Annotated in this window: 17 protein-coding genes; 11 read left to right on the top strand and 6 right to left on the bottom strand. The window is 72.0% G+C overall.

The window, feature by feature from the left end; translation table 11 throughout:
- Positions 1–26 precede the first annotated feature (26 nt).
- The 10 genes from ACFQ53_RS07950 to ACFQ53_RS07905 all read left to right on the top strand — a co-directional run bounded on the left by ACFQ53_RS07950 (position 27) and on the right by ACFQ53_RS07905 (position 8,590).
- A complete protein-coding gene (locus ACFQ53_RS07950; protein WP_377857800.1) occupies positions 27–662 on the top strand; it encodes a MarR family winged helix-turn-helix transcriptional regulator in 636 nt (211 codons plus the stop codon).
- A 118-nt stretch (positions 663–780) separates the two neighbouring features.
- Positions 781–1,428, top strand: a complete 648-nt coding sequence (locus ACFQ53_RS07945) for a histidine phosphatase family protein (RefSeq protein ID WP_152351730.1) — start codon at positions 781–783, stop codon at positions 1,426–1,428.
- Positions 1,425–2,042, top strand: a complete 618-nt coding sequence (locus ACFQ53_RS07940) for a TlpA family protein disulfide reductase (protein WP_377857797.1) — start codon at positions 1,425–1,427, stop codon at positions 2,040–2,042. Before ACFQ53_RS07945 ends, ACFQ53_RS07940 begins: the two co-directional genes overlap by 4 nt.
- Complete coding sequence (locus ACFQ53_RS07935; RefSeq protein WP_249478921.1) at positions 2,039–2,848, top strand: cytochrome c biogenesis CcdA family protein; 810 nt, start codon at positions 2,039–2,041, stop codon at positions 2,846–2,848. Before ACFQ53_RS07940 ends, ACFQ53_RS07935 begins: the two co-directional genes overlap by 4 nt.
- Positions 2,848–4,752, top strand: coding sequence for a cytochrome c biogenesis protein ResB (locus ACFQ53_RS07930; protein ID WP_377857793.1), 1,905 nt, complete (start codon positions 2,848–2,850; stop codon positions 4,750–4,752). The genes ACFQ53_RS07935 and ACFQ53_RS07930 overlap by 1 nt, the downstream gene beginning before the upstream one ends.
- Positions 4,749–5,870: a c-type cytochrome biogenesis protein CcsB gene (gene ccsB, locus ACFQ53_RS07925; protein ID WP_377857790.1), complete on the top strand. Its 1,122-nt coding sequence runs from the start codon at positions 4,749–4,751 to the stop codon at positions 5,868–5,870. The genes ACFQ53_RS07930 and ccsB overlap by 4 nt, the downstream gene beginning before the upstream one ends.
- Before the next feature lie 216 nt (positions 5,871–6,086).
- Positions 6,087–6,686: a SipW-dependent-type signal peptide-containing protein gene (locus tag ACFQ53_RS07920; protein WP_377857788.1), complete on the top strand. Its 600-nt coding sequence runs from the start codon at positions 6,087–6,089 to the stop codon at positions 6,684–6,686.
- 169 nt (positions 6,687–6,855) lie between these two features.
- Positions 6,856–7,341: a hypothetical protein gene (locus ACFQ53_RS07915; RefSeq protein WP_152351734.1), complete on the top strand. Its 486-nt coding sequence runs from the start codon at positions 6,856–6,858 to the stop codon at positions 7,339–7,341.
- Positions 7,338–8,036 carry a signal peptidase I gene (locus ACFQ53_RS07910; RefSeq protein ID WP_377857775.1) on the top strand — a complete coding sequence of 233 codons (699 nt, stop codon included), beginning with the start codon at positions 7,338–7,340 and terminating at the stop codon, positions 8,034–8,036. The genes ACFQ53_RS07915 and ACFQ53_RS07910 overlap by 4 nt, the downstream gene beginning before the upstream one ends.
- Positions 8,033–8,590: a hypothetical protein gene (locus tag ACFQ53_RS07905; protein WP_377857772.1), complete on the top strand. Its 558-nt coding sequence runs from the start codon at positions 8,033–8,035 to the stop codon at positions 8,588–8,590. The genes ACFQ53_RS07910 and ACFQ53_RS07905 overlap by 4 nt, the downstream gene beginning before the upstream one ends.
- A gap of 126 nt (positions 8,591–8,716) precedes the next feature.
- Here ACFQ53_RS07905 and ACFQ53_RS07900 read toward each other — a convergent pair whose 3' ends face one another.
- Both ACFQ53_RS07900 and ACFQ53_RS07895 read right to left on the bottom strand, forming a co-directional pair.
- Positions 8,717–9,079, bottom strand: a complete 363-nt coding sequence (locus tag ACFQ53_RS07900; protein ID WP_377857769.1) for a PLD nuclease N-terminal domain-containing protein — start codon at positions 9,077–9,079, stop codon at positions 8,717–8,719.
- Between the two features lie 53 nt (positions 9,080–9,132).
- On the bottom strand, positions 9,133–9,864 hold the full coding sequence (locus tag ACFQ53_RS07895; protein ID WP_227487986.1) for a GTP pyrophosphokinase family protein: 732 nt from the start codon (positions 9,862–9,864) through the stop codon (positions 9,133–9,135).
- A 126-nt stretch (positions 9,865–9,990) separates the two neighbouring features.
- Between ACFQ53_RS07895 and ACFQ53_RS07890 the strand changes: the two genes are divergently transcribed.
- Entirely contained in the window at positions 9,991–10,269 is a 279-nt protein-coding gene (locus tag ACFQ53_RS07890) for a DUF4229 domain-containing protein (protein WP_249478926.1), read from the top strand.
- Positions 10,270–10,291: 22 nt separating this feature from the next.
- Here ACFQ53_RS07890 and ACFQ53_RS07885 read toward each other — a convergent pair whose 3' ends face one another.
- The 4 genes from ACFQ53_RS07885 to ACFQ53_RS07870 all read right to left on the bottom strand — a co-directional run bounded on the left by ACFQ53_RS07885 (position 10,292) and on the right by ACFQ53_RS07870 (position 14,315).
- Positions 10,292–11,173: a 1,4-dihydroxy-2-naphthoate polyprenyltransferase gene (locus tag ACFQ53_RS07885; protein WP_377857765.1), complete on the bottom strand. Its 882-nt coding sequence runs from the start codon at positions 11,171–11,173 to the stop codon at positions 10,292–10,294.
- Positions 11,174–11,304: 131 nt separating this feature from the next.
- A complete protein-coding gene (locus ACFQ53_RS07880) occupies positions 11,305–12,633 on the bottom strand; it encodes an AMP-binding protein (protein ID WP_377857762.1) in 1,329 nt (442 codons plus the stop codon).
- 5 nt (positions 12,634–12,638) lie between these two features.
- A complete protein-coding gene (locus ACFQ53_RS07875) occupies positions 12,639–13,607 on the bottom strand; it encodes a 1,4-dihydroxy-2-naphthoyl-CoA synthase (RefSeq protein ID WP_377857759.1) in 969 nt (322 codons plus the stop codon).
- Positions 13,608–13,697: 90 nt separating this feature from the next.
- Complete coding sequence (locus ACFQ53_RS07870; RefSeq protein ID WP_377857756.1) at positions 13,698–14,315, bottom strand: GNAT family N-acetyltransferase; 618 nt, start codon at positions 14,313–14,315, stop codon at positions 13,698–13,700.
- Between the last annotated feature and the right edge of the window lie 46 nt (positions 14,316–14,361).

Genomic DNA, 14,361 nt, shown 5'->3' with positions numbered 1-14,361 from the left:
CCCCAGGGGTCCGGAAGGAGCATGTGATGTCGAACACCGAGGATACGCGCGAACCGCGCGGTGTGGACGGCGAGTCGGTGAACGGGCGCGGTACGAGCGGTGCGCCGCGCGCGAGCGGTGCACCCGTCGCCGACGGCGCGGGAGCCGAGGGCACGGGGGGTGGGGACGGCGCGGTGCAGTGGCTCAGCCACGACGAGCAGCAGGCCTGGCGCACGTTCCTGTACGGCGTGAACCTGCTGATGGAGAACATCTCGACGGCGCTCGAGCAGGATCCGCGCTTCGACCTCTCCCTCGACGAGTACGAGATCCTCGTGCGGCTCTCGGAGGCCCCCGGGGGCCGGATCCGGATGTCGGGCCTGGCCGACCAGGTCGTGCACTCGCGCTCGCGCCTGACCCACACCGTCGCCCGCCTCGAGAAGCGCGGCATCCTCGAGCGCGTCCGCTGCTCGGGCGACGGCCGCGGCCGTGAGGCGGTGCTCACCGAGGCCGGCGCCGAACTGCTGCGCCAGGCGGCGCCCGTGCACGTGGCCTCCGTGCGGGAGCGTCTGCTGGACGCCGTGGGCACCGAGGACCTGCTGGAACTGGGCCGGATCATGGCCCGCACCATCCCCGAGGGCGCCCCCGTGACCCTGGGCACCGTCCCATCCGACGTCAAGGATTGATTGGTACCTTGAGGCGGTTCGCCACTCGTCGCGGGCTCGGCCCCGATCTGCGCATCGTCGGCCGCCCCGAGTGTCGATCCGGCCCACACCCTCGGTTCCCGCGGAGGTCCCCGCGCCCATGAGCACGACCGTCATCCACCTGGTCCGACACGGAGAGGTGCACAACCCCGAGAAGATCCTCTACGGGAGGCTGCCGGGGTACCGCCTGTCCGAGCGCGGCCAGAAGATGGCGCAGCTCGCCGCCGATCACCTCGCCCCGCGCGACGTGCGCGCCGTTTGGGCCTCCCCGCTGCTGCGGGCCCAGCAGACCGCCGCGCCGATCGCCGCGGTCCACGGCCTCCCCGTCGCACAGGACGTGCGGCTGATCGAGTCCGGCAACCACTTCGAGGGCCAGCGCATGGGCCACGGCGAGGCCCGCTTCTCCGATCCTCGCAACTGGCGCTGGTTCGCCAACCCCTTCCGTCCGTCCTGGGGCGAGCCCTACCGGGACCAGGCCGCGCGCGTGATCAGCGCCGTCCAATCGGCCCGCGCCGAGGTCGAGGGCCACGAGGCTGTCCTCGTGCTGCACCAGCTGCCGATCTGGGTCACCCGGCTCTCGGCCGAGGGCAAGCCCCTCTTCCACGACCCGCGGCGCCGGCAGTGCCGGCTGTGCTCGGTGACGAGCCTGCGGTTCGTCGGCCCCCATCTCGCGGGCATCGACTACGCCGAGCCCGCCGCCGAGCTCTACATGGGTGCGGTCGACGCCACCGGGGGCAAGCTCGCATGAACGACCTCCCCAGCGCCCGCCCCGTCGGCCGACGCGCCCTGTTCGGCGCCGCCGGGCTCGGCGCCGGCGCCCTGCTGCTCGCGGCCTGCGGCTCGGACACCTCCTCGCGCTACGGCGACAGCGGCGGCGACGGCGAGAACGGCTTCGTCTCCGGCGACGGCGTGACCACAGAGATCGACCCCGAGGACCGCACCGACCCCGTCGACTTCACCGGCACCACCTACGAGGGCAAGTCCTTCGCGAGCGCCGACGAGCTGGGCTCGATCCTCGTCCTGAACATCTGGTACGCCTCGTGCGCCCCGTGCCGCAAGGAAGCCCCGGACCTCGTCGAGATCGCCGACGACTACGCGGCCAAGGGCGTGGAGCTCGTCGGCATCAACGTGCGCGACGAGAAGGGCCCGGCCGTCGCCTTCCAGAAGAAGTACAAGATCCCCTACTCGTCGCTGCCGGACCTGGATTCCAAGATCCTCTACGCGCTGCGCGGGCAGGTCTCTCCCAACGCCGTCCCCTCGACGCTCGTGCTCGATACGAAGGGCAGGGTCGCGGCGCGCATCTCGGGCGCCGCCGATCCCTCGATCCTGCGCTCGATGATCGACACCGTCGTGGCCGAATGAGCGCGATGGACATCGGACAGGTCTTCTCCACGACGATCCTCTCGGGCTCCCTCTGGGTGGCGCTCGCGGTGGCCGCGGCCGCGGGGATCGTCGCCTTCGTCTCCCCGTGCGTGCTGCCCGTGGTCCCCGGCTACCTCGGGTACGTCTCGGGCCTCGCGGGCCAGGGGGCCGACGGCGCCGCCCGCGGCGCGTCCGGCGGGAAGCGCGGGCGGGGCGGATCCCGCGGCGGCTCCTCCCGGATGGCGCTCGGAGCGGTGCTGTTCGTCCTCGGCTTCGCCGCCGTGTTCGTCGTGCTCGGCGGCTTCGTCGGCGCGCTCGGGCACGTCCTGCAGTCCCATGTCGTGTGGGTCAACCGGGTCTCCGGCGTCCTCGTGATCGCCATGGGCCTGCTGTTCCTGGGGCTGTTCCCCTCGCTGTCGGGGGAGAGGCGCCTGCACAGCCGGCCCGACGCGGGCCTGCTCGGGGCCCCGCTCATGGGCATCGTCTTCGGGTTCTCGTGGACCCCGTGCATCGGCCCGACCTACGCGGCCGTGGTCGCCCTCTCCCTGGACGGAGCGTCCCCGCTGCGCGGGGCCCTGCTCGCTCTCGCCTATTCCCTGGGTCTCGGCATTCCCTTCGTGCTGTTCGCGCTGCTCTTCCAGCGCGCGCTCGGCGCGAGCCGCGCCCTCGCCCGCCACCGTCGGACCATCTCCGTGGTCAGCGGCGCCCTGCTGATCGCGATCGGCGTGCTGCTGCTGACGGGGACCTGGACGCAGTGGATGGCGCAGCTGCAGACCCTCATCGGCGGATACGAGACGGTGGTGTGATGACCCAGGAGGACCGCAGGGCGCGCAAGGCGCGGCGCCGGGCGCAGAACCGGGACGCGAAGGGCGAGGACGCGAAGGCCCCGCGCTCGGAGCGGACTCGCCGGGCCCGGGACGAGCAGAAGGACCAGATGGGCACGGCGAGCACCCGTGACCGTCGGGTCGCGCCCGAGGCCCGCGATCTGCGCCAGTCCGGGAAGTCGGGCAAGGCGGGGGCCTCGCTGCCCAAGCTGGGCGTGCGCGGGACGCTGCTGTTCCTGTGGCGACAGCTCACGAGCATGCAGACCGCCCTGTTCCTGCTCCTGCTGCTCGCGATCGCCGCCGTGCCGGGCTCGCTGTACCCGCAGCGCAACGTCGACGCCTCCAAGACGGAGCAGTACATCTCCGAGCACGGCTCGTGGGCGAAGTTCCTGGACACCCTGGGCTTCTTCGACGTGTTCTCCTCGGTGTGGTTCTCCGCGATCTACCTGCTGCTGTTCGTCTCCCTGGTGGGCTGCGTGATCCCGCGTCTGGGCGTGCACCTGCGCCAGATCCGCTCGCGCCCTCCGCGCACGCCCTCGCGCCTGCGCCGCTTCGCCGGGTTCACGCGCGTCGAGCTCCCGGGGGCCGACGTCGAGGCCGTCACCGCCCGCGCGGCGAAGGCCCTCAAGCGCTCCCGTTATCGCACCGACGTGCTCGAGGAGAAGGGCGGGGCGCGCTCGGTGACGTCCGAGCGCGGGTACCTGCGCGAGACCGGCAACCTCCTCTTCCACGTGGCCCTGCTGGGCGTGCTGGTCGGCGTGGCCGCCGGCGGGCTGTTCCAGTACCGCGGCCAGATCACCGTGGTCGAGGGGGAGGGGTTCTCGAACTCCCTGGCCGAGTACGACTCCTTCGAGCAGGGCGCCTGGTACGACTCCTCGAAGCTGCCGTCGTTCCGCTTCACCCTCGACGACTTCCGCGCCGAGTACGACACCAGCTCCAACGAGCACCGCTTCGGACAGCCCAAGAAGTTCGAGGCGGACGTCACCGTCGACGACCCGGACAAGGCCGACGAGTACTCCAAGACGCTGCGCGTGAACCAGCCGCTGCACGTCCAGGGCACCACGATGTACCTCCTGGGCAACGGCTACGCCCCCGAGGTCACCGTGAAGGACCCCGAGGGGAACGTCGTCGCCGAGGGCCCGATCATCACCATCCCCTCGGGCGACACCGGGTACACCTCGCAGCTGGTCATCAAGGCCCCCGACGCCCAGCCCAAGCAGATGGCCGTCGTCGGCTTCTTCCTGCCCACCGGCGTCATCGACGAGAAGGGACCGCACTCCGAGTTCCCGGGCCTCGTGAACCCGCAGCTCGCCCTCACCGTCTACAACGGCGACCTGGGCCTGGACGACGGCGTCCCGAAGAACGCCTACCAGGTGGACGTCAGCAGCCTCACCCCGGTGGCCGACTCCGACGGCAACCAGTCCCTGGTGAGCCTCACCCCGGGGGACTCGACGAAGCTCGCCGACGGCTCCTCGATCTCCTTCGACGGCGTCAAGCGCTACGCCGCCTTCGACATCAAGCGCGACCCGTTCCAGGTGTTCACCCTGGTCATGGCGCTGAGCGCGGTGCTGGGCCTGGTGCTCTCGCTGTTCGTGCCGCGTCGGCGCGTGTGGGTGCGCGCGGTGCCGTCGGCCCACGGCGTGGTCCTGGAGGTGGCGGGACTGGCCCGCAGCGACGATGATCGACTCGTGGAGGACGTGCAAGCGCTCGCCGAGCGCCTCGCGGACTCCGCCTCGCCGACGTCGGATCCGTCGTCGGCGGATTCCCCGTCGAGCGATTCCTCGTCGTCCGATTCGTCGTCACCCGATTCCCCGAGGCCCGCGCCCGAGCCCCCGGAGACCGATTCCTCGCAGTCCAAGCCCTCGCACGAAGGACCCCTCCAGTGATCGACCAGCAGCTCGCGGAGCTCTCGAACCTCCTGATCATCGTCACGATCGTCCTGTACGTCCTGGCCCTCATCGGCTTCGGCGCGGACCTCTCGGGCGTCACCCAGCGGCGCAGCGACGAGAAGCTCGAGAAGCAGAAGCGCGAGGGCGAGGACGCCCGCCCGGCGCTCGCGACCGTCGGCGCGAGCGCCGGGACGGCCGCGGGAGCCGGCGGCGGACTCGTCGGGTCGACCGCCGCCGGGAAGACCCCTGCCCGGACGGCCCCCACCGGGAAGGGATCGGCCGCGCCGGGCTCGACCGGCGCCGCGACCTCGGGCAACGCACTGGGCGCCCGCGGCTTCGGGTACGTCATGGCCTCGATCGGCGCCGTCCTGCACATCACCGCGATGGTGCTGCGGGGCGTGGCGACCTGGCGCGTGCCGTGGGGCAACATGTACGAGTTCTCGATGACCTCGAGCGCGCTCATCGTCGCGCTGTTCGTGATCATCTCGATCCGCCGCAAGGACCTGCGGCTGCTCGGCACCCTCGTGATGCTTCCCGTGCTCGTGCTCATGCTGATCGCCCAGACGGCGTGGATCCTGCCCGCTTCCGACCTCACCCCGAGCCTGCAGAACTCCCACTGGCTGATCGTGCACATCGGCGTCGCCATCATCGCGACCGCGCTCTCGGGCCTCGGCGCGATCGTCGCCGCCCTCCAGCTGCTCTCGACCCGCACCCGGAAGGTGCGCGCCGCCCGCGAGGCGGCCGACCGCCCGCTGGGGCGCTTCTGGGGCCCGGTCTCGGCGCTCACCGAGCGCATCCCCGGCCCCGAGGCCCTCGAGGCGCTCTGCTTCCGCCTGCACTCCCTCGCCTTCGTGTGCTGGACCTTCACCCTGATCTTCGGGGCGGTCTGGGCCAACGAGGCCTGGGGCCGCTACTGGAACTGGGACCCCAAGGAGGTGTGGACCTTCGTGATCTGGGTGGTCTACGCCTGCTACCTGCACGCTCGCGCCACCCGCGGCTTCCGCGGCAACAAGGCGGCCTGGTTCGCCCTCGCCGGCTTCGCCTGCGTCATCATCAACTACACGGTCGTGAACCTGGTGATCAACGGCCTGCACTCCTACTCCGGCCTCGGCTGATCCGGGTTGAAGCCAGCATCCCGTGGGCTCGACCATCCGCGCTGGCTCCTCTCCGGTGCGCCCGAGCCGCACGGTTCGTGACCGGATCGTGCCCGGAACCCCTCCGCCGACCCATGACGGGGCCACCGATCTCCCCTATGCTGATCACACTGGGTTACTGACCAGTAATCACGTCGGGGGGACAGTGTGGTCGCCCCGCTGGATCGAGGGGGAGCGATGTCAGGGGACGATACGAGGACGACACGGTCGAAGAAGGTCCGCGCGGTGCTCGCAGGCGGACTGGTCCTGGGCATCGGGGCGGCAGTCACGCTGGCGGCCTGGAACGATTCCGAGTACGCGCGGGGCGACTTCTCCGCCGGGGCGTTCGACCTCGAGGGCAGCACGGACGGCGCGGACTACGGCGAGCACCCCGCGGCCGACTCCGCCGCTGCCCTCGCTTTCAGCGTTGATCCCTCGAACCTGGCTCCCGGCGATTCCGTGAGCGCCCCGTTCGCAGTCCGTCTCGACGATACGACGACGTACGACGCGGTCGTCGACGTGCTTGCGACATCGACGTCGGGCGACGTCTCGAACCTCACGTACTCGCTCGTGCAGACGGATTCCTTCGGGTGCGGTCAGTCGACCGCCGCGACGCTGGTCCCTTCGGGCACCGCCGTCGGCCAGGTGCCCGGCGCACCGCAGTTCGATCTGACGGCCGGCGACGGCACCGCTGGGCAGCCCGTCACGCTGTGCTTCACCGTGAAGGCGGGCAGCGGCCTTGAGCAGGGACAGACGGGCTCTGCCACCTGGGAGTTCGCAGCCGAGTCCCAGGCCTGACAGAGGTCGCGCAAGGGTGGGCGCACGGTTGCCATGGTTTCGGGCCGTCCTGGCCAGTGGCCTCGTGATGGGCGTGAGCGCCACGTCGTCGGTGGCGGCTTGGACCGACTCCGAATATGGGACCGGGACCTTCAGCGCTTCCCGTTTCGCGCTCCAGGCGACTGTCGCCATGCCCTATGACCCCGCCGGGCCCTGGGTCGAGCACGGGAGCAATGCGGCCGAACTCCAGCTCGCTGCCGGCGATCTGCGCCCGGGCTCCGCCCGTTACGCCGCGCTCGGCATCCGCACGACGCCCGGCTCCACCGGTGGGGAGCTCCACGTCCCCGGGGCGACGGTGAACGGCACCGCAGGGAACGGGTCCGCGTGGGCGTCGGCTCTGCGTTACCGGGTCGTCGTCTCCTCCCGCTGCGACGCGTCCGTGTTCTCCGCAGGCGCCGACTACGTGGTGGGCGGCGCCACCACCGCCCGCCCGCTCACCCGCGGGCAGGAGGATCCGTCCCATGGTCCGGCGCTCGCGGAAGCGACGGCCGATGGCCCCGGCGCGCCGACCGTCCTGTGCTTCGAGATTTCTCTGCCGATGGGCGCGAGCAACTCGCTCCAGGGATCCACGGCCGACGCCCGGTGGGATATCAGCGCGACATCGGAGGAGACATGAAGCGCAGAGCTCCCGTGCGCCACCGGAAGGATCGCTCCGGTCGTGCTCGACTGCGCGAGGTGCCCGTCGCCGCGGCGAACGATCAGTCCGGTGACCGCCGCACCGTGCTCTCGTTCGTCCTCGCCCGCGTGCTCGATCTGGCTGCTGTCGGCGGCGCGATCTGCATCGTCCTGGTGCTGCTCGCAGTTCTGCTCCACATCACGCTGATCCTGTTCCGCACGGGGTCCATGGCCCCTGCGATCCCCCAGGGCTCCGTCGCGGTGGTTCGGGAGACCCCCGCGACCGACGTCGAGATCGGCGACATCGTGACGGTCGACCGGCCAGGGGACGCTCCTGTATCCCATCGGGTCGTGCGAGTCGAGCCGCAGGGCGGCGAGAGCGTCGAGCTCACGTTGCGGGGGGACGCGAACCCGGGGCCGGACCCACGACCCTACGAGGTCACCACGGTCCGACTGGTCCTCTTCCACATCCCCGGCCTCGCACCGTTCATCGCCGGCCTGGGCCGCCCGCCCGTCATGATCGGAGTGACACTCGCGGTCGCGGCGCTCGTGGTGTGGGCGCTCTGGCCCCGGAAACGAGCCCGCACCACCGAGGGCGAGACCGGGGAGGAGACGCAGGAGTCAGGGCGGGACGTCGAACCCGTCGACGGATCCGACGCCGAGGACAGGCGCGCTGAGGAGGCGGAGCCCCGATGAACGCCGCGGGCGAGGCAGGTCGACGGCACGGTGTGCTGCGGGCCCTGGGCATCGGGATGCTGGTGCCTCTCGCGCTCGTGGTCGGCTGTGTGCTGCCCGTGCGCGCGGAGCCCGTCGACGCGGAGTGGACGGCCCAGAGCCCGGCGCGTGCGCGGATGGTGGCCGCGCAGATCCCTCCGATCTCCCTCGCGAGAACGTGCTCGTTCAAACCTGGGATTCTCGGGGCGGGCGCTCGGGTCGAGGTCTATTGGAGACTCCCTGCGGGCTACCAGGTCTCGGACGTGCAGGTCGAGGCGTCGACCAAAGGACTGGGATCCGTGCTCGCCCCGATCACCGGGTTCAGCACCGCGAACAACACTGAGCGTGGATCCGACGGCGTCTACACCACGACCGTGCGCTCCAATCTCCTGGGCGGTCTGTTGGGACTCGGCAGCGAGCTCGAGCTCGCCTTCCTCGTGAAGGATGCGAGCGGGTGGACCTCGCAGACCCGGTCCGTGGCGACGAACGCAGGCCTCCTGGCCGGCATCGGCGGGACCTGCCGGAACCTCGACTGATCCCTCACGGCGGAAGGGACACAGGGCTCGGGCTGGTGCATCCCGGACCGGCCCCGCCGGGCACCCCTCGGGAGCGCTCGTGAAGAGCTCGGACGTGCTCTTCTGCTGCACTATGCGAGCTCGTCGTCAGGAGGTGGAGTCGTCTCCGTGTTCGCCGCGCTCACGCCTCTCACGGCGGATGTCCTCGTCCAGCTTGCGAAGGAAGTCCGGATCCTCGTCGGGAGCGAGTGGACGCGGCCGGGGCGAGCTGCCCGCTCCGCCCTGCCCGGGCTGCCATCCGCGAGGGCCGAACGGACCCGCGGTCCCGTCCTCGCGGTCCTTGCCGACCAGCAGCCAGGTGAGCGGCCCCACCCAGGGCAGCAGCACGATGAGCACGATCCAGGCCCACTTGGGCAGACCGCGCAGCTGCGCGTTCTCGCACTGGACGCAGTCGGCGAGAGCGAAGATCGTCAGCCCGATCGAGGCGATGGCGAGGACACCCTTCAACATCCCCCGAGTCTACGGAACCTCGCGGGCCGGCGGGCCGGGCGCCCTTTTGCGCCTCAGGACGCGAGGACCCGGCGCAGCTCCGCCATCTGCTCGTCGAGCTCCCGCGTGGTCTCGGCGATCTGGGACATGCGCCGGGAGTGCACCTCGGGCACGTCGCCGTCGAACTTGTAGCGCAGCGAGTGCTCGGTGCTCGCCCAGAAGTCCATGGCGATGGTGCGCAGCTGGATCTCGACGGGGATCTCGACGGTGCGGTCGGCGAGGAACACGGGGACCTGGACGATCAGGTGCAGGGAGCGGTAGCCGTTGGGCTTGGGATCGGCGATGTAGTCCTTGACCTGCAGGACCTCGAGGTCCTCCTGGCGGCGGATCGCGTCGCTCACGAGGTAGACGTCAGCCACGTACGGGCAGGTGATCCGCAGGCCGGCGATGTCGAAGATCTGGGCGCGGATCGCGTCGAGGTCCGCCGGGACGCCGCGGGCGACGATCTTCTGGGTGAGGGACTCGGCGGACTTCAGGCGGGTCTTCACGTGCTCGATGGGGGAGTGGTCGTGCTGGGCGTCGAACTGCTCGCGCAGGATGCCGACCTTCGTGGAGACCTCGTCGAGCCCGAACTTGTACTCCATGAGGAAGCCGCGCATGCGCTGCTGCATGCGGCGCAGCATGGTCTCGGCGTCCGCATGCTCGGCGTCGGGACCGGCCAGGCGGCGCAGGAAGTCCAGCGCCCGGGGGTCGATCCCGTGCCCGGAGAACGACGGGACGGCGTCGGACGCTCGCTCAGCACTCATGCGCCGGATCCTCCCACCGATCTCTGGAGGTTCGGTGCGAGGTCCCGGCACGGAATCCTCACGCGCGCTGTGGTCCGCGACTCGGCCCGCACGGTCCGTCCAGGCGGGCGCACTACCCTGGCACCCATGCGAGACGTCCTGCTCTATACGGTGATCCGGCTGGTGGTGCTGGCCGCTTCCTGGTGGCTGATGGTGCAGATCGGCGTGGGCTTCTACCTCGCCGGGATCATCGCCGTGCTGATCGCGTTCCTGGTCTCGGTGCTGTTCCTTCGCGCGCCCCGCGAGCGGCTCGCGGGGAGGCTGCAGTCGGCCGACGCGCGCCGCCGCGAGCGCCGCGGCCCCGTCCGCGACGAGGACGCCGACGAGGAGGACGCCCTCCTCGACGAGGACGACGACGAGCGCTGAGCGGCGACGCCCCGGGGACCGCTCAGACCGCGAGGCCCACGAGCAGCAGCAGCGAGAAGACGAGCTCGAGCCGACCCGCCTGGGCCAGCACGGGGATGAGCGCGCGCCCCTGGATGCCGGCGAGGACCGTGCGCAGGGGGCCGACGGCGAGCACGAGGGCGAGCAGCACCACGAGCACCGGCGGATGGACCACCATGACCGGCACCATCAGCACGAAGGGGACGGCGAGGCACGCCGTCAGCAGCATGCGCGTGCCCCGGTCCCCGAGGCGCACCGCGAGGGTGTGCTTGCCGGCGACGGCGTCGGTGGGCAGGTCCCGCAGGTTGTTGGTGAGCATGATGACCACGGCCAGCAGACCGATCGCGCAGGCGGCGAGGATCGCCACCCAGCTCACGCGGAGCGTGATCGCATAGGCGGTGCCGCCCACGGCGACCAGCCCGAAGAAGATGAACACGAACAGCTCGCCCAGGCCCAGGTAGCCGTAGGGCCGCTTCCCGCCGGTGTAGAACCAGGCCGCGGCGATGGCGGCGGCCCCCACGACCACGGTCCACCAGATGCCGGCGATCGCGATGAGCACCAGGCCGAGCACGCCGCCGAGCCCGAGCGCGAGGAACGCCGCGCGCTTCACGGTGCCGGGGGCCGCTGATCGGGAGCCGGTGAGCCGGAACGGCCCCACGCGGTCGTCGTCCGTGCCGCGCACGCCGTCCGAGTAGTCGTTGGCATAGTTCACGCCGACCTGCAGGCACAGGGCCACGCCGAGGGCGAGCAGCGCACGCGGGATCACCACGGCGGCGTCGAAGCCGACGTCCCAGAGCGCCGCCCCGGTGCCGGCGGCGACCGGGGAGATCGCGGCGGGCAGGGTGCGGGGGCGCGCGGCCTCGACCCACTGGGCGAACGTGGCCATGATGCTCCTCGAGGCAGGTCTGCGGTGGCGGGACCGCAGTTCACGGCCCCATCAAGGATACGTCCGCCGGGGCGGCGCCCGGGGTGCGCCCCGTGGTGGCGTGGGTCGCGCCGCAGGGCCCCGGGACGTCCTCAGGCGTGCGCGGAGGCCGTGCGGGCCGCCGCGGCGCGGTCGATCTTGCCGATGCCGAGCCTCGGCAGCGCCTCGACGACGTGCACCCGCCGCGGCACGGCGTGGGAGGGGACGCCAGTGGTCCGCAGCGCGGAGCGCACGAGGGCGGGCAGGTCGTCGGGATCGGTCGGTGCACCCTCGGCGGGGACGACGAGCGCTTCGACGCGTCGGCCCCATTCGAGATCCGGCACGCCCACGACGACCCATTCGGCGAGGAGCCCCCGCAGCATCAAGGAGCGGTCGATCGCGCGCTCGACGTCCTGCGGGACGACCTTGAGGCCGCCGGTGGTGATGACGTCGTCCGCGCGGCCCAGGATCCGCAGTCGCCCGTCGTCGATCCGGGCGAGATCGCTGGTGACGAAGGCGCGCTCGCCGTCGGGGCCGACGACGGGGAAGTCCTCCGTCGCCGCGCTGCCGTCCTCGAGCACGTAGCCGTGGGCGAGGGTGGGGGAACGCAGCCGCAGGCGGCCCTCCTCCTCGCCGTCCTCCGCCCCCACCAGCTCGAGCACCACGCCGGGGAGCGGCACGCCGTCGTAGACGCAGCCGCCCGCGGTCTCGGAGGACCCGTACGTGGTGCGCGCGGCGATGCGAGCCCCCTTGGCGCGCGCGAGCAGGTCTGGCGGCGTGGCCGCCCCGCCCACGAGCACCGCGGAGAAGCGTGCGAGCAGGGCGCGCGCTCGCGCCCCGTCGGCCGACGCCTCGCCGAGCAGCCGGGTGAGCTGGGTGGGCACGAGCGAGGTGAAGGCCGGGAGGTCGGCCGCCGCGGCCTCCTCGAGGGCCGGCTCGGCGAGGGCGACGAAGCGGGCGGCGTCGAAGTGGACGGAGAGGTCCGGCAGGGGATCCGGGAGCGGGACGCTGTCGAGTCCCAGCACCTGGGCCGTGCGGTGGGCCCGGGCGATGACCTGGATGCCGGCGATGTGGGTGGGCGGCAGCAGCGGCAGCCAGTGCCCGTGGCCCGCGTGCGCGGTCCGGTCGGCGTCCGTGCCCGGGGTGCCGTCGCCGTCCGCGAAGAGCCGCGCGGTCGCGTCCTGCGAGGCGAGCAGCGAGCGCAGGGGATGGGCGACGGCCTTGGCTCGGCCCGTCGAGCCGGAGGTCGGGACCACCAGCACGGTGTCCTCGAAGCCTGCGGGCATCGCCGTCGGCGGATCGAACGGTCCCAGCCACAGCCGCCCGCGGCCGGCCATGACCTCGCCGATCGCGCGGGCGTGCTCGGCGAGCGAGGCCGCGGATCCCTCGAAAGGGGCGGGACGGATCCAGGGAGCGGACGCTGCCGGAGGGAGCTCGACCACGGCGCTCAGCCCTGCGGGTGGGGGAAGGACGACCAGTCGGGGTCGCGGTGCTCGAGGAAGGCGTCGCGGCCCTCGACCGCCTCGTCCGTCATGTACGCCAGGCGCGTCGCCTCGCCCGAGAAGACCTGCTGGCCCATGAGGCCGTCATCGGCCAGGTTGAAGGCGAACTTGAGCATGCGCACCGCCTGCGGGGACTTCGTGGCGATCGTCGCGGCCATCGCGAGCGCCGCGTCCTCGAGGTCCGTGTGGTCGACGACCCGGTTGACCGCGCCCCAGTCGTAGGCGTCCTGGGCCGAGTACTCCTCGGCGAGGAAGAAGATCTCGCGGGCTCGCTTCTGCCCCACCTGCTTGGCGAGGTACGCGGAGCCGTAGCCGCCGTCGAAGGAGCCCACGTTCGCGTCGGTCTGCATGAAGCGCGCGTGCTCCCGCGAGGCGATCGAGAGGTCGGCGACCACGTGCAGGGAGTGCCCGCCCCCGGCGGCCCAGCCGTTGACCACGGCGATCACGACCTTGCCCATGGTGCGGATCAGGCGCTGGACCTCGAGGATGTGCAGGCGGCCTCCCTGCCCGGCGGTGACGGTCTCCGCGGTCTCGCCGCCCGCGTACTGATAGCCGGAGCGCCCGCGGATGCGCTGGTCCCCGCCCGAGCAGAACGCGAAGCCGCCGTCCTTGGGGGAGGGGCCGTTCCCGGTGAGGAGGATGACGCCGACGCCGGTGTCCAGCCGCGCGTGGTCGAGCGCCCGGTAGAGCTCGTCGACCGTGTGCGGGCGGAAGGCGTTGCGCACCTCGGGCCGGTCGAAGGCGATCCGCACGCACGGCAGGTCCCTCGGCGCCGCGGGATCCGAGCGGTCCACGGCGCGGTGGTAGGTCACGTCCGTGAGCGCGGGACCGGCCAGCTCATCAGGGCCGACGTCCCTCCAGCGCTCGGGATCGAAGGTGTCGGAGACATCGCGGGGCAGCTCGAAGCGGGGCATGCTCGCCAGGGTATCCCCGGCGCGCGCGGGGCTCGGCCCGCTCACGAGTGATCCGGCCGACGAGGAGCGGCCGAGGATCGGACGGGGTTCTCAGGTTTCCTCGGCCCAAGGCAGCAGCACGGTGGGCGGAGCGGGATCGGTCACGAGTCGGCCGTAGGCGAGGACGTCCACGCGCTCGCCGCCGATGAGGAACTTCTCGCGCTCCGTGCCCTCGTGCAGGAAGCCGGCGGCGCGGGCGACGGAGCCGGAGGCGGGATTGTCGATGCGGTGTCCGAGCTCGAGGCGCTCGAGCCCCCACCCGCCCCGGTCGACGGGCCGCAGCGCGCGCTCGGCGAGGGCGGCCGCCGCCCGCGAGGCAAGGCCGCGTCCGCGATGCGCGGGATGCAGCCAGTAGAAGAACCAGCCGTTGCGATTGCCCTCGTCGACGCTCACGGCGACCAGGCCGACCATGCGGCCGTGCGCGCCCTGCACGGCATCCGGCTCGTCGTCGACGATCGCGAAGGCGTGCCGGTCCGTGCCGCGCAGCCAGGTGCAGTACTCCTCGGCCGATGCCGCGTCGTGCACGTCGCCCTGGCGGGACATGTCGGGGGAGGACGTGAAGGCCTCGAGGATCGCCTCGGCGTCGCCCGCTCGCACCGGGCGGAGTCGAGGGCCCGACGGTGCGGGGAGCGGGCGCTCGACGGCGGCCGACGTGGGGTGATGGACCATGCGAGCAGGCTACGGCGTCTCCCCCTGTCGATCGACCCGTCGGCCG

It is taken from the genome of Brachybacterium sp. NPDC056505 (assembly GCF_042794925.1).
Classification (GTDB): Bacteria; Actinomycetota; Actinomycetes; order Actinomycetales; family Dermabacteraceae; genus Brachybacterium; species Brachybacterium kimchii.
The sequence above is the reverse complement of the archived record's forward strand: the minus strand, read 5'-3'. Positions and strand labels throughout refer to the sequence as shown.

What these genes read in the sequence shown, in the direction of transcription:
- ACFQ53_RS07890 (WP_249478926.1), top strand. Translation starts at nt 9,991, where the DNA reads ATGCGAGACGTCCTGCTCTATACGGTGATCCGGCTGGTGGTGCTGGCC.
- ACFQ53_RS07940 (WP_377857797.1), top strand. Translation starts at nt 1,425, where the DNA reads ATGAACGACCTCCCCAGCGCCCGCCCCGTCGGCCGACGCGCCCTGTTC.
- ACFQ53_RS07915 (WP_152351734.1), top strand. Translation starts at nt 6,856, where the DNA reads ATGCCCTATGACCCCGCCGGGCCCTGGGTCGAGCACGGGAGCAATGCG.
- ACFQ53_RS07930 (WP_377857793.1), top strand. Translation starts at nt 2,848, where the DNA reads ATGACCCAGGAGGACCGCAGGGCGCGCAAGGCGCGGCGCCGGGCGCAG.
- ACFQ53_RS07905 (WP_377857772.1), top strand. Translation starts at nt 8,033, where the DNA reads ATGAACGCCGCGGGCGAGGCAGGTCGACGGCACGGTGTGCTGCGGGCC.
- ACFQ53_RS07895 (WP_227487986.1), bottom strand. Translation starts at nt 9,864, where the DNA reads ATGAGTGCTGAGCGAGCGTCCGACGCCGTCCCGTCGTTCTCCGGGCAC.
- ACFQ53_RS07900 (WP_377857769.1), bottom strand. Translation starts at nt 9,079, where the DNA reads ATGTTGAAGGGTGTCCTCGCCATCGCCTCGATCGGGCTGACGATCTTC.
- ACFQ53_RS07910 (WP_377857775.1), top strand. Translation starts at nt 7,338, where the DNA reads ATGAAGCGCAGAGCTCCCGTGCGCCACCGGAAGGATCGCTCCGGTCGT.
- ACFQ53_RS07935 (WP_249478921.1), top strand. Translation starts at nt 2,039, where the DNA reads ATGAGCGCGATGGACATCGGACAGGTCTTCTCCACGACGATCCTCTCG.
- ACFQ53_RS07870 (WP_377857756.1), bottom strand. Translation starts at nt 14,315, where the DNA reads ATGGTCCATCACCCCACGTCGGCCGCCGTCGAGCGCCCGCTCCCCGCA.
- ACFQ53_RS07875 (WP_377857759.1), bottom strand. Translation starts at nt 13,607, where the DNA reads ATGCCCCGCTTCGAGCTGCCCCGCGATGTCTCCGACACCTTCGATCCC.
- ACFQ53_RS07945 (WP_152351730.1), top strand. Translation starts at nt 781, where the DNA reads ATGAGCACGACCGTCATCCACCTGGTCCGACACGGAGAGGTGCACAAC.
- ACFQ53_RS07885 (WP_377857765.1), bottom strand. Translation starts at nt 11,173, where the DNA reads ATGGCCACGTTCGCCCAGTGGGTCGAGGCCGCGCGCCCCCGCACCCTG.
- ACFQ53_RS07920 (WP_377857788.1), top strand. Translation starts at nt 6,087, where the DNA reads ATGTCAGGGGACGATACGAGGACGACACGGTCGAAGAAGGTCCGCGCG.
- ACFQ53_RS07950 (WP_377857800.1), top strand. Translation starts at nt 27, where the DNA reads ATGTCGAACACCGAGGATACGCGCGAACCGCGCGGTGTGGACGGCGAG.